This is a genomic window from Lacibacter sp. H375 (assembly GCF_037892425.1).
In the GTDB taxonomy this organism is placed as follows: domain Bacteria; phylum Bacteroidota; class Bacteroidia; order Chitinophagales; family Chitinophagaceae; genus Lacibacter.
In genome coordinates, this window is sequence record NZ_JBBKTT010000001.1 from 4,431,169 (window position 1) to 4,452,893 (window position 21,725).

Below are 21,725 nucleotides of genomic sequence, written 5' to 3' on the forward strand. Positions count from 1 at the left end.
GTAATAGTGGATAGGTAATAATCAAACGTTGTTACTTTTTTAACAATCAAAGCAATATCTGCAATACATATCCGATATGCGTTTTCTGATAATATTACTTCTCTCTTTTTTTGTCAGTTGTAAATTTAAAATTGATACAAATGACGTTTTAGGTTCCTGGACAATAGAGCAGGATGAATTAAAATACCCAAAGACTGGATTTAGTGATAAAGCTACCTTTTTCCCCAACGATTCTCTTAGAGTAGAAATGTTTCGTGATGGGAAATTAGATCAATTTTTCGTTGGTACATACAAAATGGATAATGAAAGAAATACGATCACTACAAAACTTGATACATTAGAAGTTGAATTTGAAATAGTAACGCTTTCTGAGAAAAAACTTGTTTTAAAAGATCGTAAAAGAAAGACAATCACTAATTATAAACGACTTTAATTATGTTGGCAGTGAATGCGTCTCGTTCCTGTTCAACGAACTCTTCATTTAATTACGATATCGTCTAATAGGCAATATCCCATTAAAGTCATTATAGCAACGAATAATCTTTGCATCATAAATATTACCAAGAGACATTCGGATCTGGTAGTAACATGTGAATTTTTCCAAGGTCCGGTATCGATCCAGCTCCTTGATACTGTCATTCCTTTCATTACTACTGGTATAAACAACATCAATGAACGAGTAGTTCTCTTTGTGATTCATCATATTCATTGCCTTCCTTGCTTCTGTGATCGCATTCGTAATTACGATGCTTGTATCCCATGTGCAGATGCTTGCCCCGGGACCATACTTAAAAGAAACGGTGTACACACCATTTTTTGAATGATACCTAATCGCCTTTTTATCGTGCCAGATCGTAGCAGAAGACCGATGCATATATTTTATCTCAGACTCATTGCGGTAAGCAGATTTACCGCTGTTACATCCGAAAGAAACAATAACAGCTATTAGAAAAAATTGAACATGCAAATAGAGAATATTTCTAAAATCTCGCTGTAAAATATTCAGAGTTTTATAAGTAGCAGGCATTGGGATGGCTTAGGTCAACTAAAAATAATATTCCAATGATACTTATAGTTATTGTCCTACAGCTGTAACAACAATTTAACTCTATCGGTTGAAAATAAAAAAGCCATCCTTAAGAATAAGGACGGCGTATTTACCTATAAGAGAACCAACAGTTCGTTGAATATATTTAGAATGATTGCTCGCTTACAATTCTGTAAGTGCCATCATTGTTCATTTGTTTAATGCGGTAGAATGTTTTTGCAGTGGTAGACTTTTTTGCTTTGTACTTGTATGTGTAGTGTTGATCGTTAGCGAAGCCACCTAATACAATAGCAGAAGTTTTAAATTCTTTGCCATCAGCACTTGTTTCGATCTCGTAATAAATGTCTTTGGGTTCGTTATCTGCTTTCCATTGAAGTACAACAGATAAACCTTGCTGTTCAAACTGAACATCATAAACTTTCGGCCAAACTTGTTTGGAAAAAGTAGTTCCGGAGGTGGCTGTGTTTACACACAACAAGATCATGAAGGCAGCAATTACAGGTACAAATTTCGTTTTCATATACAAATTGATTATAAGACAACCTTGGGTATAGGACTGGAATCAATTTGGTTAATAGAGGAATCTTGGAAGGGGCTTCCGGATATGAGATATTAAAAAGGGAATTAAATCGGTGGAGAAAATTTGTTAGGGCCGGATCTAATTCTGACCGTAAAATTACTGTCTTCTTTTACATATGCAAGTTTTTCGAAGAATATTTTCTTTCTTTTTTATATGGCGGGTGAGCTCATCTTCTGAAACTCAATACAGGCAAGGCTTTGCTTTACTTATAATTAAATTTCATACCCACACAGGCAAAGAAATAATTAGGGATATAGTTTACTGAATAGTAAAAATTTCCTTTTTTGAATCGCTTTGTATTGTATTCGATACCTCCTATCCAGGAATTTGTGTTGAGTGATTTGTGGCTGTTCGATACTTGTTTGCGTACATATCCGCCATACATCCGAACCGCTTTTGATAATTTATAACCCACCTGAACATTCATTAATAACGGCTGTGCATTATCGATCAGAGCAAAATAACCAACACCGATTGTTGTCTTTTTCTTTAATGAATAACCTACCTGCAGATCGGCACCGGCATTACCATTTGTCGTCACACCTCCTCCGGCTTGTAAATAAACCTGTGAACGGACTGCTGTAAAACATAGCATAAAGAAGCAAAGACCTAAAACCTTTTTCATTCGTTTTCTCTTTTTATATAAGCAATTGGGATTACGGCCTTTCAAAGGTTTGTTTACGGATCTTCAGGAGAATTGGATATTCGTGTAATACATTATTACAACTAAATGAAAAGGTTGTTCGGTGAGACACCGGGTAGCGGATGTTTGTCGGAGGAAATTGGTACGGAGGGGTCTTAAGAAGTTAGCCAGCAATCGTTCAGGTATAAATATAGAGGTTAATTTAAGAAAGTGGTTGTAGAATTTTGTCGACAAGAAAAAAGCCTCATCAATGAGGCTTTTGTGATCCGGATTGATTCGCACAATACCCTCCCGATTGGAAATCGGGATGCTCTATCCAGCTGAGTTTATGAGCGATTCAATATACTTTCGGCTCATCTTCTTTTTAATTTCCAACTCCCTTCTTCTGGCCATAGCCAGTTCTTCAAAAGGTTCAGCATATACCAATTCCCACGGGATACCTGTACTGCTAAATTTCTCTTTACCTCTGTTGTGATCGTCCAAACGTCTTTCAAGATCGGATGTAGAACCAACATAGTATTTGTTAAGCTTTACACTAAAAAGTATGTAACAGTGTGACAGCATAAAAAAATCCCGTCGTTTAACGGGATTTGATGTTTTTTGTGATCCGGATTGGATTCGAACCAATGACCCTCAGCTTAGAAGGCTGATGCTCTATCCAGCTGAGCTACCGGACCAGCTGTTTACTTAATATGTAGTAGCGTCTTTGAACCTTTGACCCTCCCGATTTAGAAATCGGGATGCTCTATCCAGCTGAGCTACCGGACCAGCTTTTGATTAAGAGGCAGCAAAGGTAATTTTTTGTACCATTGCATCCAAACGTATTGTGCATGGATGTTCAGATAGAAGATAGTTGGAAAGAGGAACTGAAACAGGAGTTTAGCAAAGCCTATTTTCAGCAGATCGTGACCTTCCTTAAAACTGAAAAGATACAGGGCAAGACGATTTACCCACCCGGCTCCCTCATTTTTAATGCTTTTACACAGACACCCTTCAATAATGTAAAGGTGGTGATCATTGGTCAGGACCCCTACCATGGGCCTGGTCAGGCACACGGCCTTTGCTTTTCAGTACAGGATGGAATTAACCCTCCGCCCTCACTTATAAATATCTATAAGGAAATAGAAAAAGACATGGGCGTGGGTATGTCGGCAAAGCATGGTAATCTCATTAAATGGGCACAACAGGGTGTTTTGCTGCTCAATGCTTTTCTAACGGTTAGAGCAAATGAACCTGCCAGTCATTCAAAAATTGGCTGGGAGAATTTTACGAATGCAGTGATCAAAACTATTTCAGATCATAAACAAGGAGTTGTGTTTTTGCTTTGGGGAAAATTTGCGCAAGAAAAACAAAGCCTGATCGATGAAACCAAACATCATGTGTTGAAAGCGGCTCACCCCTCTCCTTTCAGCGCCGATAAAGGTTTTTTTGGTTGCAAACATTTTTCAAAGACAAACGAGTTGTTATTGCAAGAAGGACTTGAACCTATTGATTGGAAACTACCATGAACGTTTTAAAAAACATACTGGGACGAATCTTTGCAGCCTGGGCATTACTTACGTTTATTGCTACCATGCTTATTATCTTACTACCAACATGGGCAATGGGTCTTTTCCCTGAACCAAAACGTACACGCCTGTTTATTTCAATGTCGAGATTGTGGATGGGTGTTTGGTTGCCACTGGCGGGCATTCGATTAGTAATAAAGGGAAAAGAAAAATTTAAACAGGGTGAGAATTATGTAGTGGTGTGTAATCATAATTCCTTTATGGATGTACCTGTTACATCACCCGGTATCCCTGGCGCTAATAAAACAATTGCCAAAATTGAAATGGCGAAAATCCCGTTGTTTGGTATCATCTATCGCAGAGGAAGCGTGCTGGTTGATCGTAAGAGTGAAGAAAGCAGGTTGAAGAGTTATAGTTATATGAAGCGTGTACTTGACATGGGTTTGCATATGTGCATTTATCCGGAAGGAACACGAAACAAAACCAATCAGCCATTAAAAGAATTTAAAGATGGTGCGTTCCGTTTAGCCATTGAAACGAATAAAGCAATTGTTCCTGCTGTGTTATTCAACACAAAAAAAGTGTTACCACAAAACAAAGGCTTCTACTTCTGGCCCTCAAAAATTGAAATGCATTTTCTTGATCCTATTCCAACCAGTGATCTTGGAAAAGATGATGTAAAACAACTTCGTGAACATGTGTACGAGTTGATGTGGAATTATATTGAATCAAGAAAATAAAAACTACTGCGGTAAATTATAGAAGAACTTCGATCGGTTGATACGCAGATCACGCAACAAACCTGATTTTGGATTAATGCTGATGCTGAATGAACGATAAATACCAACCGGTGTAACGTTGATAGCAAGCTGCCAGCAATGCAAATCTCTCGAAATAGAAGTCGTTAAATACTGTAATGTTTTTGTTTGAATATCAAACGTACCATTTGCCTGCACTTTCCATTTCTCTGTTAAATTAAAGTCACCGTTGAAGTTCACTGATTGTGTGATCAGTGTTTCAAAGCCGGAGTAGTCCAGTTTTAATTGACGGTTAAGATTCAATGAATAGCTAAGGCTTAAACTCCACGGAATATTAAAATCAGCAAACTCACTGGGGTTGCGTTGTATTGCATTCAATTCACGGCTTTGCTCATCGTAGTCACCATTATTTCGCCTGTTGCGTTCTGTCTCTTGCTTTTCCTTTTCTTTCTTCTCGTCTTTTGGTTTGCTTTTGAATTGTGTACTTACTGACACAAACCCACTGGTGAAACGACCCAAAGAAAATTTATCGGCCTGCCATGCATATTCCCGTTTACGGAAACCTGTTTTAGGATCAACCTGGTAAGGGGAAACATTTGCACCCGCAGTTAAACTGATCTTTTCAAACAAATTACTACGCAGATAAAAATTAAAATCACTTAACGCAAACGAATCGGCAAGCATATTATAACTGGTGCTCACACCAAACCCATCGATCAATCGTATCTTTTTATCTGCTGCTTCTGAAGTATCTTTTTTATCACGCACTTTCATCTCCAGGTTATTATCGATCGAGAGATTGATAGATCCCGAACGGCCATCAGGAATATTAGCGGCCTGTGAGCCATTAAATTTATCGAACCACAATTCTCTTCCTGTTGAATCAACCTGTGCACGGTACCATTTACTTTTATTCATATCTGGCCTGTATCCTAATCCAAATGTTGGACGAATCACATGACGCAACGCTTTTACGTTTCCCTTTTTAAAATCAAGCTTACCAAACACAGCGGTGCTAAAGTTCAAACCAAAACTCATTTGACGTTCCTGGTAAAAACCTTTTTCACTTACTGTTTCAACTGATTTGGTTGCAGGGTTCCAACGACGCACAAAAGTGCGTGAGTGCCAGGTTTCATCGTAACTGATAGCAGGACCAACCTGCAATGGGCCCAATGCAGGCAAAGAAAGCTGAATTGGAATACTATGCCTTGCACTCCAGGTTGCAGTATCGAGTAAATGTTTGAGTGTAAATGTTGAATCAGTAAATGAGAACTGGTTACGGAACGTACCGTTATATGACACGCCTAATTTTTCGTACCACTTAGGTGTACCCACAAATTCTTTTTTCTGGAACGGGTAAAGTGTGTTTACCGTAAAACCAATGTCAGGCAAACTGATATTGTATTGCTTCTGGTTGGTATTTTGATTATGATTTGCAGTTACTGATAAATTAAAAGGTTTCCCCGCCCATGTGCGCTGATAAGCTATTGAAGATTGCAACGTGTTATTAAAGTTCTGCGATGCATTGTTGGGGAAATAGCGGTTAAACAAACTCGTTGCAACGTTTACACTTGCACTGAAAGTTTGTCCCGGTCTTGCCTTTCCATCAAGACTATGATTCCACTGAACAGAAAAGTTCCGGTTAGGTGGCACATAATCAGGATCGCCTTTGAAACCAATTTTTGTATTGAGGTAACTGATGTTGAATCCACCACTGTAGCGGTAACGCTTGCGATAAGTTGGTGAAAGAAATAAACTGTACGACCCGTAAGAATAAATGTTGGCCCTTATTGTGGCGTCCCAATATTCACCAACCGTTTTATAGTAACCCAATCCTTCCAAACCAAAACCTAACTGATCATTCGCTACCGGTTGCGGTGGCAACAATCCTGTTCTCCTTCCTTGTTTCATGGGGAATAAACCAAACGGCAAACCAAGAGGGATGGGAACATTTTCAAATTCCGGTCGAACTAAACCTGTAACGGCCACTTTATTGCTGATGAATTTTACTTTACGTGCTTTAAACGCAAAGTGCGGTGTATCATAATTACAGGAAGTAAATCTCGCTTTCTCTGCAAAGAAAACGGTTGGGCTGATACGCTTTACCTTCTCCCCGTAAATAAACATCTCCCCTTCCTGCGTATATGTGCCGATAGTTAAACCACGCTGAGTTTTAAAATTATAGCGAATGGTATCTGATGTAAATGCACTTTCTGCCTGTTTAAAGGCGGGTACACCTATTGGTTTTCCTGTACTGTCTTTTATAGAAAAAGCAGTGAGTATCTGGGTTGGCTGGTCAAGGCGTATAACAGCGGCATCGAGTGCTACATCTTTAAACTTAACCGATGCCTTATTATATAGGAAGATCTGTTTGCCCGGTATATCGATCACCATTGAATCTTCTGCTTCAAAGTCAACCGGCGCATCAATAGAATCTTTTGACAGTTTAAAATCAAACGTATCGATCTTTTGTACCAACGAATCCTTGCGTTGTAAAGAATCGACAAGATTGACTGTATCTTTTTTAGGCACCGTATCAATTAACATTCTGTTTTGCTGCGCTGCCGAACCTTCCCTCGTCTGTAATGCAGGTTTCTTGATTGCCTGTTTTGTTGGTTTAACCGGTGTTGTATCAATTACGGAAAATGTTAAAGCTTGCAGAAAATCTGATGTAGAATGAAATGCAGATCGACCACTTACCGTTAGGCCATAGAGCAGCAATGCTGCAACAGCGGTGATGAAAACAGATTTATGATTAACTTTACGGCGTTGGAACATATACGGTGGCGACAAAAATAGCCACAATTGCATTAACGAACTGTGAATGTTGCTTTTGAATTACTAACTCAAAACGAAATTCGAACTATGAACAAGAACTGGTTTCCCGGAATTGCCTGTTTGCTGATGGTGGGTGTGGTGGCTATCTCCTTCACCAGTAAGAAAAATAATACTGCAGCAGCAGGAAAGATCAGGACCATTGTTATTGATGCCGGCCATGGTTTTAAAGGAACAATTGGTGCACGTCATGGCTCATTTGGTACAGAAGTATCAGAAGATCAAATCTCATATGAGGTTGCCAAACGATTGGTAACTATCCTTCAGAAAGAAATGCCTGAAGTAAAAATTCTTGAATCGAGACCTACAGTTTACTTTGTAGAAAACAAGGCACGTGCTGAATTCGCCAATAATAATAAAGGCGATCTGTTTGTATCGATCCACTGCAACTATGTACCTAAGCTGAGAGAAGTAGTAAGGGAAGGTTCCCGCAAAGAAACCTACTATGTTACAACCGGAAAAGGCAAAAACAAAAAACGTGTAAAGAAAACAAGAACAGTTCCTGTATATAAAACATATTACCACGCCAATCCTGCACATGGCACAGAAACGTATGTGTTTGCCGCTCACAAGCAGGACGATAAAGAAGAATTCATTCTGGAAGACGGTAATATTTTCAGCAATGAGGAAGATGATGGCACTATTAACGCCAATATTAACGACCCCATCGTTAAACAACAGGTAGCACTCTGGACCAAACAGTTTTTTGGCAACAGTGTAAAGCTGGCTTCTATTGTTGAGGAAGAATTTGTAGGTATCGGCCGCTTTAGCCGTGGGGTAAAACAACGCCAGAAAGGTATTTGGGTATTGCAGGCCACTGCCATGCCAAGTATTTTGATCGAGCTGGGCTTTTTATCGCACAGGCCCGAGGAGGAATACCTGATCAGCGAAGAAGGCCAGCAACAAATGGTTGAAAGCATTGCCCGTTCCATCAAGCGCTACAAAGACCTGGTGGAAAAACCAGCGGTGCAAAATGCGGCTAATAATTCCCGTAAGTAATTAGTTTACACTTTTTAACAGCTGTTTCTGCCCTTCTAGATTGCGGCGGGTAAACATTTCTTATTTTTGACCCGAGCGAAGCAACAAAATGCTTTTCTTTCACCAACTCATGAAATGAGCCTCAACATTTTCGAGCTGCAATATTTACCGGCAACGAAGATTAAATGGCACATAACATGTGTGTAAAAGCAATCAACATAACACATGAAAGTTTCCAACGAAACCAAGGTAGGCGCCTTAACCGTAATAGCTGTTACCCTTTTGATCCTGGGTTTTAATTTTCTGAAAGGCAAAACCCTTCTCAAAAAATCAAATGTGCTCTATGCACGTTTCCCCGATGTAGGTGCACTCGAGCCGGCCAACCAGGTAAAAATTAAAGGTTACCGTATTGGTAATGTATATAAGATCGATAAACTTGATAAAGATGTAAGTGAAGTGGTTGTCACCATTAACCTGCTCGATGAAATTAACATCCCCAGCAATTCAGTTGCTGTCATTAACAGCAGCCTTACCGGCAATTCATCCATCAGCGTTTTACCGGGCAATTCAAAAACATTTCTTGCAAAAGGCGATACATTGTTAAGTGCCAGCAACCCTGATATCCTTTCAAAAATTACTACAAGCATAGACCCGGTAATGGCCAATGTAAAGCAGGCTGTTGATTCGCTGAAACTTTTATTGAGTAATGTCAACAGCATGTTTGATGAAAAGACAAAAGCCAACCTGAGACATACTATTGCGAATTTAAAGAGCACATCTGATGAATTAAACGTTATGCTCAATAGCAAGAATGGAGCACTTTCGAAGACATTGAACAATGTTGAAGCCTTTACCACCAACCTCAATACCAACAACGAGAAACTGAATACAACCATTGAGAACTTTAAGACAACTTCGCAAAAGTTATCAGAACTACAATTAAAGGAAACAGTTACCAATCTTAACAACAGCATCACACAATTACAGGGAATTTTGCAGAAAGCCAATAGTAAAGATGGTTCACTTGGTTTGTTGATTCATGATCCGAAACTTTATAATAATCTGCAGAACACAACCCGCAGTTTAAATATTTTGCTGGATGATTTTAAACTGCATCCTAAACGATATATAAATGTTTCTGTCTTTGGGGGCAAAAAAGATAAATCTGAACCATTGAAAGCACCATTGGCCGATAGCATTTATAACAATCAAAAATAATTGAACGTGTTTGTTCGCATTGGTTTACTGTGCTGTTTGCTTTTTTGTGTGAGTGTATTATCTGCCCAACAAAAAACACTTCCTCCCCGCCCCTCACAATCAAGTGATACGGTAAGGATCGTTGAGATCCTGAAGACCAATCGTTTTGATTTCAGAACAATTGATTCGGCTACTCAATTGCAGATTCTTGTTGGCAATGTACACATACGCCAGGGAAGAACGTTGTTTTGGGCTGACAGTGTTGTGTACAATGAAAAAACAAATTTCATGCAGGCTTATGGCAATGTACACATCAATGATGCGGATTCTGTCAACATCTATTCCCAGTACATGCAATACGACGGTACTAAGAAACTAGCCACCTTTCGTGATAAAGTAAAACTCAGCGATGGCAACAGTACATTGTACACCGATGAGATGGATTACGATATGAATGGCAAGGTTGGTACTTATCGTAATGGTGGCCGTATCGAAAGTAAACAAACAACACTTTATAGTAAGGAAGGGTTTTATTACGCCGATATAAAAGACATATATTTTGTAGGTAACGTAAAAATGAGTGATCCTGAAGTGGCGTTGGCAAGTGATTCCTTATTATATAATACCAGCAGCCAGGTTGCAACGTTTATTGCCCCAACAACTATCAAGAGCGGACAATCAATCATTAATACAAGAGAAGGTTATTATGATCTGAAATTGAAGAAAGCAAAGTTCGGCAGCCGTTCACGTATGCAGGATAGTACCTCCACCATGATTGCTGATGATTTTGCTTTTGATGATAAAACAGGTTTTGGTGAAGCAAAAGGAAATGTACAATACAAAGACACTTCGCAAGGTGCACTGCTTTTTGCCAACCGTGTTTTCTTTAATAAAGAGAAGAAGAATTTTCTTGCAACGGAAAAACCGGTGATGGTTGTGGTGCAGAATAAAGATTCCGTATTTATTGCTGCCGATACTATTTACTCAGGATTAATGAGAGACCTGGCCGGAATGAAGAATGGTTATATCAGTGCATTTGATACATTAAAAGGAAAGCAGATCATCCAGATTGATTCCATTTTAAAGAATGATTCAAGCAGCATCAGCAAAGATTCTTCTTTGGTTCTTGCTGACAGCATTGAGGTTAAAACAAAAGATACAATTGCAGTGGTGGTTGAAAAACCAATTGTGATTGCTCAAAAAGATTCCATCAGCAACAAACCTCCCCCACTTAAAGTAAAACCGGTATTGGTATTAGGTGATTCAACCAAACTACCAACGGCAGATAGCAATGCTGTTGCAATCGTTGATTCATCCACGATTAAAAAAATACGACCCAAAGAAGAAACAGATACACTACGTTTTATTACTGCTTTCAGGCATGTACGCATCTTTAATGATTCATTGCAGGCAGTAGCTGACAGTCTATTTTATTCAGGTGTAGATAGTGTATTTCAGCTTTTTCACGATCCTGTTGCTTGGAGCAAAGGCAGCCAGGTTAGCGGCGATACCATCTATATCTTCACCGAAAACAAGAAACCAAAACGCCTTTACGTATTTGAAAATGGCTTACTTGTGCAAAGCGTAAAAGAAAGTTCAAGTTTCTTCAACCAGATCAAGGGACGCACCATCAACGGATATTTCATCAATGGTGAACTTGATTTTGTAAAAGCAAAAGGTACTGCTGAAAGCATTTACTATGCACAGGACGATGATAGTGCTTTTGTGGGCATGAACCGGACTACTGCTGATATGATCGATATGTACTTCAAGGAACGTAGCCCGCAGAAAGTAAAATTCACCAGTTCGGTAAAAGGCACCACCTTCCCTATTCGCCAATTACCGGAAGACCAAAAGAAGTTACAAAACTTTCAATGGCTCGAAAACAAACGGCCTAAGAACAAACTGGAGTTGTTCCTTTAATAAAATAACAGGAAATTCAAAACAACAGTTTCTCTGTTTGTCATTCTCCATCTTGTAGTTATCTTCATGCATGCCGTTGAGTTTCCTTAAGCGTACATTTATTTCACCTTTACTGGAGTTTATTCAAGACAGTCGTGCCGTTGGCGTTACATTACTTGTCTGTACGGTTCTTTCATTGATCATCAGCAATAGTGGCTGGGGTAATAGCTATCTTTCGTTTTGGAATACGGAAGTTCATTTATCACATTACCTTCCTCATACAATCATTCATTGGATCAATGATGGATTGATGGCCATCTTCTTTTTCCAGGTGGGCATGGAAATTAAACGTGAATTAGTTGATGGTGAATTATCATCTTTAAAACAATCCATCCTGCCTGTTGCTGGTGCATTTGGCGGAATGCTCGTTCCTGCGCTCATCTTCACACTATTTAACAGTGGAACAGTTTATGCAAATGGTTGGGGCGTGCCCATGGCAACGGATATTGCTTTTTCACTCGGCATTGCATCCTTATTAGGAAATCGTGTACCAATTGCGCTGAAAATATTTTTAACAGCATTAGCCATCATTGATGATCTTGGCGCTATTGTGGCCATTGCTGTTTTTTATACCAGCACGATTCACCTGTTGTATTTGTTTATCGGAATATTAGTTTTTGCTGTTCTTCTTTTATGGACTAAGTTGAAACTACCTTTTGGCTTCTGGAATTTCCTGTTGGGTGCAGCAATGTGGTTCTGCTTTTTCAATTCAGGTGTGCATGCTACCATTGCCGGTGTGTTATTTGCATTCACCATCCCGGTGAAACGATTGACGGAAATAGAACATTCACTTCATAATTACGTTAACTTTCTCATCATACCCATTTTTGCATTGGCCAACACTGCTATTCATATTCCTGCAGGTTTCATACAGCATATCAGCAATTCATTAAGCCTCGGAATAATATTTGGGTTACTTGTTGGTAAGCCGGTTGGCATCGTCTTCTTTTGCTGGTTATTGGTGAAACTAAAACTCGGCCAATTAGCAGAAGGCATCAGCTGGAAACATATGATCGGTCTTGGTTTGCTTGCTGCAATTGGTTTTACAATGAGTATTTTCATTTCCATGCTCGCATTTAAGGATTCTTTCACACAGGATATTAGCAAGATGGCCGTTATGGTAGCGTCAGTCATCGCAATCATTCTTGGATATGCCTGGTTTAAATTTTTCATAAAAGAAAAACAATAAGATCATTGGCATTATTTTCGGTGATTGACTTCAATCTGAAAAATATGATGCCACTTCGTTTACTTACATTCATTGTCCTTCTTTTATTTATTGGTTTGTCTGCGTCTGCACAATACCGTCATCAAGCCGGTGTTCGTTTAGGCAGTGCCGACCAAGTTGTATCAACCGGTTTTACGTATCGGTATCATTTCAACAATGGCAAAGCAGTAGAGGCAATTTTAAATCTCAGGGATCCAATTTCATTAGGTGCATTGTATGAGATATTCAAACCGATCAATGCTGTTCCTAACCTGCAATGGTTTTATGGGGCCGGTGCGTATGTTGGCTTTAGCGGCTTCGATAATTTTGGCATAATGGGCATTGCTGGTGTCGATTACCAATTCAGCGAAGTTCCTATCAACCTTACACTTGACTGGAAGCCTGAATTGAATTTGATTGAAGGTGTTCAGTTTCGTGCATCAACGGTTGCTGTATCAGTTCGCTTCTCATTTCTTAAAAAATAATTTGGTTCTCTTGGTTTCTGAAAAAGGTCTGATCTTCATCAGGCCTTTTCTTTTTCATCTTTGCTATTGTAACTTTAGTATATGAAGATCTTCACTTCCGAACAGGTAAGAGCATGGGATGCTTACACCATAGCGCAAGAACCGGTGGCTTCCATTGATTTAATGGAACGTGCTGCTATTGCATGTACCAACTGGATATTGAAACATCAGTTCTCAAAAAAGAAGCTGCATATTTTCTGCGGCAAAGGAAATAATGGTGGTGATGGTCTTGCCATTGCACGACTGTTGTTACAGGAAGCTGTTACTGTAAAGGTTTATATTTTTGAAACCGGTGCTAAAGGCACCGATGATTTCCAACATAACCTTGAGCAGCTGCACAAAATCACCAAAGAAATTCATTTTATTCAATCAGCAGAATTCTTTCCTGTATTAACTGCTGATGATGTAGCCATTGATGCCTTACTTGGTACCGGCTTAAATAAACCAATCGAAGGTTTAATGCTGCAATTGGTGGAGCATATCAGCAACTCTCCCGCTGCAGTTATTTCCATTGATATTCCGACAGGCATGTTTGCCGATACAAGTTGTAAAGAACACACCTGCACAAGAGCTGATCATACATTGAGTTTCCAGGCGCATAAACTTTGTTTTATGATGCAGGAAAATGCTGAGTGTTTTGGTGAAATACACCTTCTCGATATTGGCTTGCATCAGGCTTACTATCACGAAACAATTGCTTATCATCAACTCATCGACCGGGAGATCATTCGTTCGATTTACAAAAAACGAAAAGCATTTTCACACAAAGGCGTGTTTGGTCATGCATTGATGATGGCGGGCAGTTATGGAAAAAACGGAGCAGCTGTTTTATCTGCAAAATCTGCATTGCGCAGCGGTGCAGGTTTGTTAACTGTGCATACACCTAAATGTGGCTATACTGTATTACAAACAACTGTACCGGAAGCGATGCTTGAAACAGATGTTGAAGAAAGGCATCTTTCTACGCTTCCAACAGATATGTCGAGATATACTGCAATTGGTATTGGACCGGGAATTGGTTTGCACGAACACACTGCAGAACTTTTAATGAACCTGCTGCATACAGCACATCAACCCGTTGTACTTGATGCAGATGCTTTAAACCTGTTATCGATCAAAAAAGATCTCACAAAACTTTTGCATGAAGAATGTATACTTACTCCTCACCCAAAAGAATTTGAACGTTTATTCGGTAAAACAAATAATGATTTCGAACGCAAAGAACTGGCGCTGCAAAAAGCGGAAGAGTTGAATTGTGTAATTGTACTGAAAGGTCATCATACATTTATTGCAAGTCCGAATGGTGATGCGTGGTTTAACAATACAGGGAATGCAGGCATGGCAACAGCCGGTAGCGGTGATGTATTGACAGGTATTTTAACGGGCTTGCTTGCACAAGGTTATAATGCAGAAGAAGCAGCTATACTTGGCGTTTATATTCATGGTGCAGCAGGTGATCTTGCTGCGCAACAGTTATCACAGGAAGCAATGATGTCTGGTGATATCAATCAATACATCGGCAATGTATTTCTTCAACTGTAACAAACTAAATGCATGCAGTTGAAGATCTTTCTGAAATCGTTTAGTTCTATCCTGCTGCACATATTTGTTTTGATCGAAGTTGCAGCACAAACAAATAATGATTCATCTGTCAACAAAAGTCATTTAATTGCTTTACCGGTTATTTCCCGATCCATTGAAACTGATTGGTCGTTTGGTGCAGGTGGCACTTATACATTTTATACAACAAGAAAAAAAGATTCTACTACCCGAACATCCTCTATTCGTTTTCTTGGAACTTATTCACTGCGAAAACAATTTTTGTTTACAGTAAATGGACCGGTATTTTTCCCTGGTGAAAAATATATTCTCAACAGTCATTTCTCCTTCAGCTCTTTTCCTGATCGCTTTTGGGGAGTGGGAAATCATACACCCAACAGCAATGAAGAAGAATATAATTTCAAACAATTCTACGTTCACCTGCATGGTGAACGTTTGCTGGGTCAAAAATTATTCGCAGGACTTATTTATGATTTTCAACGAGTGATCAATATTAATACTGAACCTGGAGGTTTGTTTGATCAGCAGAATGTTGCAGGTAAAAATCCTTACCAGGTATCAGGTTTGGGATTAAGTTTTTCGTGGGACACACGTAACAATACCTTCTGGCCAAACAAAGGACATTTATTTTCGTTGCAGGCCACACATTACACATCGCTGTTGTTTTCCGATCATCAGTTCAACAATATTGTAGCGGATGCAAGATGGTTCAGGCAGATCACACGTAAGCAGATACTTGCGTTGCAGGGATACGCTTTTTTAAATACGGGTGCCGATATACCTATCAGAAGCATTGCCTCACTTGGTGGTGCCGACAGGATGCGTGGTTTTTACAGTGGCCGTTACAGGGATGATCATTTGCTGAGTCTGCAAACAGAATATCGTATTCATTTGTATAAACGCATCAGCGCTGTTGGCTTTGCAGGTATGGGCGATGTAGCAGGACGTTTCAGTACACTTTCATTACAGCGTTTGAAATATTCGTATGGCGGTGGACTTCGGTTTGCTGTAAACAAAAATGAAAAACTGCATATCCGTTTCGATTATGGTTTTGGAAATGGCAAAGGCAACAATGGTTTTTACCTTCAGTTTGGAGAAGCATTTTAAAAATAAAAAAGGCAGTCCGTATAAACGGACCGCCTTTGAACTTAACCAAAAACCAACCTAACTAATCTTTATCTCCTGTTGTTTGGATTGCGCACCTGCAATAACAGGCAAGCTCACCTGCAACACACCATCTTCATACTTTGCTGTAATAGCAGAAGCATCAATGGTTTCATCTAACGTGAACGTACGTGCAAAACCACCACGACTGTATTCACGTAATACCCAATCGAATTTTGGAAAGCCTTCCGGTGGTGTGTAGGAAACAGTTAACTCGTTCCCTTTTACATTCACCGCAAAATGCTCCTTGATTCGTCCGGGTGCAAATACCAGCATTTCAAAACTGGTTTCGGTTTTGTAAATATTAACTGCGGCTCGTTGCATTGAACGGTAAAGCAGGTGCCGTTTGCTGCTTCCGTAGTGATCGCCTTTTGCGGCGTGTGACTGATGATACATAGTCATTTCTTTTTTGTTAGAAAAAATGTTTACTCTAAAACAGACGGACAATTAAAAAAAATACTTTAACCCTTTTTGTTAACTATACTGCACAAAAAACCCGGGCAATGCCCGGGTTAAAAATGATTGAATCCTTTATGTATAGTGCGTAATTTATTCAGCACCCTGTTTGTTCTCAACAGTTGTGGTTGTTACTTTTTCTTCCGGGTAACGACCGCAACGTTTCCACCACTCCTGTTTAAAACGGGCTTTCTCTTCATCGGTCATTGTGCTCCAGTTTTGTTTCCAGCCGGGGCCACCTCTGTGTTTTCCTTTTCCGCCAAAACCACTGAACAATATCTTACTCAATAAAAGTATTCCTATCGCTTGCCAGAAACTGATGGCATTCAAATTTGTTGCCGGCACCAATGCCGTGTTCCACAAAAACATCACCAGCCATCCAAACCCAAACACCGCTGCAATAATCAGCACGGGTATTAAGGCCATCCATTTTTTATTCCTGTTCCTCATCATCGTTAAAAATATTAATTGTTTAGAAAATCGTTGTACAATGTTTCAAGTCTTGTACGCAGGTGTAACACTGCATACCGCTTGCGTGAGATAATGGTTTTAATATTTTCATTTTCACGGTCGGCAATTTCCTGGAGCGTCATATCTTCCAGTTCATTCCACACAAATACGTTTCGTTGTTTTTCCGGAAGTTCCTGCAGGGCATCCATCAATTCATCCCAAAACAAACGTTGCATACTTTGTGTTTCGGCATTTTCATCGTCACTCCGGAGTATAGATGAAAAGAAACTTACACCATCATCATCTTCATAGGAATAATCATCCAGCAAGGCATCTTTCTTCTTTCTCGATTTATCAATAATACGGTTACGGGCTACCCGGAATAACCATCCGCCTATATTATTAATATCGTCCACAGCCGGTAAGTTGCTGAACTGGTACCACACATCCTGCAGAATGTCTTCGGCATCTTCGTTGGTCTTCACACGGCTACGTATAAAGCCAAACAACTGCCTGCTGTAGTTGCTTATGGTTGATATGATTGTTTGCTGTCGGGCCATTGCCTCCATGCCATCGTACATTTGTTTAAGAAAGAACGAAGGCTGATTGATTTTACTTTAAAGATGCAGAAAAAGGAACAAGGAGCAAGAAACAGGGCACAAGGAAGAAAAACCAAATTCCAAAAAACAAAAGCAAATACGGGACAGCACAAGGAGCAAGGAACAAGGGAAAACTCCAAAAAACAAGGTTCAATATCCAAAGGGCGTAAGCCGGGAAGTGGGGCAAACTTTGAACTCAAGAACGATAGAACTCCTAACCCGTAACCATGGCCAAAAATTCATCACTAAATAACTCGTTTTTCCCGCTTTTCCACAACCCTTAACGCCTTATACTATTTTACACCCATTCCCCTATCTTTGCCGCCCTTGATCACGCTGGCTTTTACGGGTGATCTTAATAAAAATCAACAACATAGAATTATTGTTTATGGAGAATTTGATTTATCTCGTTCCCGCTATGGCAGTCGTTGGCTTGCTGTACATGTTTGTGAAGTATAACTGGGTTTCAAAGCAGGAAGCCGGTAATGCACGGATGCAGGAAATCAGTAATTACATTGCTGAAGGTGCAATGGCCTTCTTAAAAGCTGAGTGGAAAGTGCTCGGTTATTTCGTAGTAATCGTTGCTATTCTTTTGGGCGTAATGTCAATGGCGAACCCCAACAGCCACTGGAGCATTGCCCTCGCTTTCATTGTGGGTGCAGTTTTTAGTGCAACTGCCGGTTATATTGGTATGAAGATCGCAACCAAAAGCAACGTACGTACGGCACAAGCCGCACGTACAAGTTTAAGCAAGGCATTGAATGTGTCGTTCACCGGTGGTTCTGTAATGGGACTTGGTGTAGCAGGTTTGGCTGTGCTTGGTTTGGGTGGTTTATTTATTATACTCAAAGCCATCTTTGTTCCTGCCGGTGCCGATGTCAATGGCGCAGAAATGCTCACGGCTATTGAAGTGCTTACGGGCTTTTCATTAGGTGCTGAGTCAATTGCCCTGTTTGCACGTGTAGGTGGTGGTATTTATACAAAAGCTGCCGACGTTGGTGCTGATCTGGTTGGTAAGGTAGAAGCAGGTATTCCTGAAGATGATCCACGTAACCCTGCAACTATTGCCGATAACGTAGGTGATAATGTAGGTGATGTGGCTGGTATGGGTGCCGATCTGTTCGGTTCTTATGTTGCAACAGTATTGGCAACAATGGTACTTGGCCAGGAAACCAAATCAATCGATGCATTTGGTGGTATGGCTCCTATCCTTTTACCAATGATGATCGCCGGTATTGGTATTCTCTTTTCTATTGTTGGTACCTGGATGGTTCGTGTGAGCGACAGTGCAGGCATCAGTACAGATAATGTGCAGAAAGCCTTGAACATGGGTAACTGGGGATCGATCGTTCTCACAGCTATTGCCTGTGTGGGTTTAGTTTATTTTATTCTTCCTGAAACAATGGTACTGCGTGGTGCTGAATTCACCAAATGGGGTGTATTGGGAGCTATCGCAGTTGGTTTGGTAGTGGGTGCCTTAATGAGCATCATTACTGAATACTATACGGCCATGGGCAAACGCCCTGTGCTGAGCATCATCCGCCAGTCTTCTACCGGTCATGCAACTAACGTAATTGGTGGTTTGGCTGTAGGTATGGAATCTACATTCTTACCAATTCTTGTATTGGCTGCCGGTATTTATGGTTCATTCTTGTGTGCAGGTTTATATGGTGTAGCCATTGCAGCTGCAGGTATGATGTCGACCACTGCTATGCAGTTGGCGATTGATGCCTTTGGACCTATTGCCGATAACGCCGGTGGTATTGCTGAAATGAGTGAATTACCAAAAGAGGTTCGTGAAAAAACAGACGTGTTGGATGCCGTTGGTAACACCACTGCAGCAACAGGTAAAGGTTTTGCCATTGCTTCTGCTGCCTTAACAGCGTTGGCTTTATTTGCTGCGTTCGTTGGTGTTGCCGGTATCAGTGGCATTGATATTTATAAAGCTGATGTATTGGCCTGTTTATTTGTTGGTGCGATGATCCCGTTCATCTTCTCTTCACTGGCGATTCGTGCAGTAGGTGAAGCAGCGATGGCAATGGTGGAAGAAGTGCGCAGGCAGTTCCGTACCATTCCTGGTATCATGGAAGGTACAGGCAAACCTGAGTACGATAAGTGTGTGGCGATTTCAACAGAAGCTTCTATTAAGAAAATGATGTTGCCGGGTGCTATCACTATTGCTTCGCCATTGATCATAGGTTTTGCAATGGGACCTGAAGCATTAGGTGGTTTCCTCGCAGGTGCTACTGTAAGCGGTGTGTTGATGGGAATGTTCCAGAACAATGCAGGTGGTGCATGGGATAATGCAAAGAAGAGTTTTGAAAAAGGCGTTGAGATCAACGGTGAAACGTTCTATAAAAAATCTGAGCCACATAAAGCATCTGTTACTGGTGATACTGTTGGTGATCCATTTAAAGATACTTCTGGTCCATCAATGAACATCCTTATTAAATTAATGTCGATCGTTTCATTGGTAATTGCTCCTACCCTTGCACAGATGTATGGCACAGGTGGTCATGCAAATAATGAGCAAAAAGTTGAAGTAAATATTAAACAAACTACTGCAACTACGGATACAAAATTTGAAAATCCTTTTGTAGCAGCGATTGTTGCCGATGGCTTGGTTGATGCAAAGAAATTCAGTATTGAATTGAAAGACGATCAACTTAGCATTAACGGTGCTGTACAGCCGAAAGAAGTATTGGAGAAATATCAATCTCTTTTAAATGGCAAAACAGAATTGAAGATCGATGTGAATTAATGATTCATATGATATATTTTAATGAATTGACCCCGGAATTTTTCCGGGGTTTTTCATATACCAACTAAAAAAAATCACCCTAAACTGTCTTTTTATTAAATCTGGAATGATGTTTGGATAGTATGCATCACGAATTGGATTCTTAATTAATAAAATTTACTTTATGAAACTGAAATTCAGTACAATTCTTTCCGGAATTGCGATCATGACTACAATGTTGCTGGCTGTTAGTTGCCAGAAGAACAAGAGCAACGGCGATAAGCCCCGTTTACAAGTTCGATTAACGGATGCACCGGATCCTAACGTAAAGGAAGTTTGGGTTGACATTAAAGGCATTGCCATTAAAATGGGCGACAGTGCCGAAATCACTCTTGCCAATTCTTATCCCGGTCTTTACAATCTGCTCAACTTTACCAATGGTAAGGATACCATTCTTGCAGATGCAGAAATTCCTGTAGGTCGTATTTCACAGATCCGGCTTTTACTCGGCGACAATAATTACATCATCACTAAAAGTGGTGAAAAAATCGCTCTCACAACACCAAGTGCACAACAGTCTGGTTTGAAAGTACAGATCCAGCAGGATGTTACTGGTGGTATACTGTATCGTCTTATCCTGGATTTTGACGCAGGTAAATCAATTGTAAAGGCAGGTAACAGCGGAAAATATATCCTGAAACCCGTTCTCCGCATTCTTTCGTTTGTTCCGTCTGGCGGTAGCGTAAAAGGTGTAGTTGCGCCTGATTCAATTGTAACAGCAATTTATGCAATCAAAGGACCTGACACCATCGCATCAACCTTTACACAAGTTGGTAACGGTAATTATATGATCAGGGATATCCCTGCAGGTAGCTACAGTTTGTCTTATGTACCTAACGATACTATTCATAAAACAGCAACTCGCACAGTGCCAGTAACACTCGGTCAAATCACCATTGTTGATACAGTGAAACTGGAGAAAAAATAATTGTTTCCTTTGATGTCCGTTTAAACCGCCCTTTCCGGGCGGTTTTTTTGTGCACACTGCTTTTGTTAACCATTTCTGAATTTTATGAACGGATTTGGTTTTTACGAACGAGGTCGTATATTTGATACGAAACAAGTCGTAAATAATGAGTATTAAGCAAATGAAACCTACGGAAAGTGAATTGGAGATCCTTCGTGTTTTATGGGAGCGTGGCGAAGCAACCGTAAGAGACGTACACGAAGAACTAAGCAAAACAAAGGATGCCGGTTATACCACTACCCTTAAGTTGATGCAGATCATGCATGAAAAAGGAATGGTGAAACGTGATGAGAGCAGCAAAACTCATAAATACACCCCTTTGATTTCCCGTGAAAAAACACAGAAGCAATTTGTAGGTAAGATGATCGATACTTTGTTCCAGGGTTCTTCTTCACAATTGGTGATGCAGGCCTTGGGCAATCACAAAGCTTCGAAAGAAGAGCTGGATGAAATTCAAAAACTAATTGATAACCTGAAACAGCAGTAACC

The 21,725-nt window shown here is 40.1% G+C and carries 22 protein-coding genes and 1 tRNA gene; 14 read left to right on the top strand and 9 right to left on the bottom strand.

Annotation, left to right across the window (positions count from 1 at the left end; all coding sequences use genetic code 11):
* Positions 1–76: 76 nt before the first annotated feature.
* Positions 77–433, top strand: coding sequence for a lipocalin family protein (locus WG954_RS18940; protein WP_340438423.1), 357 nt, complete (start codon positions 77–79; stop codon positions 431–433).
* Positions 434–481: 48 nt separating this feature from the next.
* Here the strand turns inward: WG954_RS18940 and WG954_RS18945 are convergent, their stop codons facing one another.
* The 5 genes from WG954_RS18945 to WG954_RS18965 all read right to left on the bottom strand — a co-directional run bounded on the left by WG954_RS18945 (position 482) and on the right by WG954_RS18965 (position 2,948).
* Positions 482–874 carry a hypothetical protein gene (locus WG954_RS18945; protein ID WP_340438424.1) on the bottom strand — a complete coding sequence of 131 codons (393 nt, stop codon included), beginning with the start codon at positions 872–874 and terminating at the stop codon, positions 482–484.
* A gap of 319 nt (positions 875–1,193) precedes the next feature.
* Positions 1,194–1,568, bottom strand: coding sequence for a hypothetical protein (locus WG954_RS18950; protein ID WP_340438425.1), 375 nt, complete (start codon positions 1,566–1,568; stop codon positions 1,194–1,196).
* A 262-nt stretch (positions 1,569–1,830) separates the two neighbouring features.
* A complete protein-coding gene (locus tag WG954_RS18955) occupies positions 1,831–2,253 on the bottom strand; it encodes a hypothetical protein (RefSeq protein ID WP_340438426.1) in 423 nt (140 codons plus the stop codon).
* A 330-nt stretch (positions 2,254–2,583) separates the two neighbouring features.
* On the bottom strand, positions 2,584–2,835 hold the full coding sequence (locus WG954_RS18960) for a GIY-YIG nuclease family protein (RefSeq protein ID WP_340438428.1): 252 nt from the start codon (positions 2,833–2,835) through the stop codon (positions 2,584–2,586).
* Between the two features lie 39 nt (positions 2,836–2,874).
* Positions 2,875–2,948, bottom strand: a tRNA-Arg gene (locus tag WG954_RS18965).
* Between the two features lie 153 nt (positions 2,949–3,101).
* On the opposite strand from WG954_RS18965, the gene ung reads away from it, so the two are divergent.
* Both ung and WG954_RS18975 read left to right on the top strand, forming a co-directional pair.
* Positions 3,102–3,779 carry a uracil-DNA glycosylase gene (ung, locus tag WG954_RS18970; RefSeq protein WP_340438430.1) on the top strand — a complete coding sequence of 226 codons (678 nt, stop codon included), beginning with the start codon at positions 3,102–3,104 and terminating at the stop codon, positions 3,777–3,779.
* Positions 3,776–4,519, top strand: coding sequence for a lysophospholipid acyltransferase family protein (locus WG954_RS18975; protein ID WP_340438432.1), 744 nt, complete (start codon positions 3,776–3,778; stop codon positions 4,517–4,519). The genes ung and WG954_RS18975 overlap by 4 nt, the downstream gene beginning before the upstream one ends.
* Positions 4,520–4,522: 3 nt before the next feature.
* Here WG954_RS18975 and WG954_RS18980 read toward each other — a convergent pair whose 3' ends face one another.
* A complete protein-coding gene (locus WG954_RS18980; RefSeq protein ID WP_340438434.1) occupies positions 4,523–7,348 on the bottom strand; it encodes a putative LPS assembly protein LptD in 2,826 nt (941 codons plus the stop codon).
* 54 nt (positions 7,349–7,402) lie between these two features.
* On the opposite strand from WG954_RS18980, the gene WG954_RS18985 reads away from it, so the two are divergent.
* From WG954_RS18985 to WG954_RS19015, 7 genes are all read left to right on the top strand, one after another.
* Complete coding sequence (locus WG954_RS18985; protein ID WP_340438436.1) at positions 7,403–8,371, top strand: N-acetylmuramoyl-L-alanine amidase family protein; 969 nt, start codon at positions 7,403–7,405, stop codon at positions 8,369–8,371.
* Positions 8,372–8,575: 204 nt separating this feature from the next.
* Complete coding sequence (locus WG954_RS18990; RefSeq protein ID WP_340438438.1) at positions 8,576–9,568, top strand: MlaD family protein; 993 nt, start codon at positions 8,576–8,578, stop codon at positions 9,566–9,568.
* Between the two features lie 6 nt (positions 9,569–9,574).
* A complete protein-coding gene (locus WG954_RS18995) occupies positions 9,575–11,470 on the top strand; it encodes an OstA-like protein (RefSeq protein ID WP_340438439.1) in 1,896 nt (631 codons plus the stop codon).
* Positions 11,471–11,540: 70 nt separating this feature from the next.
* The gene (nhaA, locus tag WG954_RS19000) at positions 11,541–12,698 is read left to right on the top strand and encodes a Na+/H+ antiporter NhaA (protein WP_340438441.1); all 1,158 of its coding nucleotides are present in this window, start codon (positions 11,541–11,543) and stop codon (positions 12,696–12,698) included.
* A gap of 5 nt (positions 12,699–12,703) precedes the next feature.
* Entirely contained in the window at positions 12,704–13,201 is a 498-nt protein-coding gene (locus WG954_RS19005; protein ID WP_340438443.1) for a hypothetical protein, read from the top strand.
* Between the two features lie 81 nt (positions 13,202–13,282).
* Positions 13,283–14,782 (top strand): NAD(P)H-hydrate dehydratase, encoded by a 1,500-nt coding sequence (locus WG954_RS19010; protein WP_340438444.1) that lies wholly within the window; start codon positions 13,283–13,285, stop codon positions 14,780–14,782.
* A gap of 12 nt (positions 14,783–14,794) precedes the next feature.
* Positions 14,795–15,907, top strand: a complete 1,113-nt coding sequence (locus WG954_RS19015; RefSeq protein ID WP_340438445.1) for a BamA/TamA family outer membrane protein — start codon at positions 14,795–14,797, stop codon at positions 15,905–15,907.
* Between the two features lie 57 nt (positions 15,908–15,964).
* Here the strand turns inward: WG954_RS19015 and WG954_RS19020 are convergent, their stop codons facing one another.
* From WG954_RS19020 to WG954_RS19030, 3 genes are all read right to left on the bottom strand, one after another.
* Positions 15,965–16,360 (bottom strand): Hsp20/alpha crystallin family protein, encoded by a 396-nt coding sequence (locus WG954_RS19020; RefSeq protein ID WP_340438447.1) that lies wholly within the window; start codon positions 16,358–16,360, stop codon positions 15,965–15,967.
* A gap of 153 nt (positions 16,361–16,513) precedes the next feature.
* Positions 16,514–16,873 (bottom strand): hypothetical protein, encoded by a 360-nt coding sequence (locus WG954_RS19025; protein WP_340438449.1) that lies wholly within the window; start codon positions 16,871–16,873, stop codon positions 16,514–16,516.
* Positions 16,874–16,884: 11 nt separating this feature from the next.
* On the bottom strand, positions 16,885–17,439 hold the full coding sequence (locus tag WG954_RS19030) for an RNA polymerase sigma factor (protein ID WP_340438451.1): 555 nt from the start codon (positions 17,437–17,439) through the stop codon (positions 16,885–16,887).
* Between the two features lie 12 nt (positions 17,440–17,451).
* On the opposite strand from WG954_RS19030, the gene WG954_RS19035 reads away from it, so the two are divergent.
* From WG954_RS19035 to WG954_RS19050, 4 genes are all read left to right on the top strand, one after another.
* The gene (locus WG954_RS19035) at positions 17,452–17,694 is read left to right on the top strand and encodes a hypothetical protein (RefSeq protein WP_340438453.1); all 243 of its coding nucleotides are present in this window, start codon (positions 17,452–17,454) and stop codon (positions 17,692–17,694) included.
* 163 nt (positions 17,695–17,857) lie between these two features.
* The gene (locus WG954_RS19040; RefSeq protein WP_340438455.1) at positions 17,858–20,230 is read left to right on the top strand and encodes a sodium-translocating pyrophosphatase; all 2,373 of its coding nucleotides are present in this window, start codon (positions 17,858–17,860) and stop codon (positions 20,228–20,230) included.
* 163 nt (positions 20,231–20,393) lie between these two features.
* Positions 20,394–21,197 (top strand): DUF4382 domain-containing protein, encoded by an 804-nt coding sequence (locus WG954_RS19045; protein ID WP_340438457.1) that lies wholly within the window; start codon positions 20,394–20,396, stop codon positions 21,195–21,197.
* Between the two features lie 145 nt (positions 21,198–21,342).
* Positions 21,343–21,723, top strand: a complete 381-nt coding sequence (locus tag WG954_RS19050; protein ID WP_340438459.1) for a BlaI/MecI/CopY family transcriptional regulator — start codon at positions 21,343–21,345, stop codon at positions 21,721–21,723.
* Positions 21,724–21,725 lie beyond the last annotated feature (2 nt).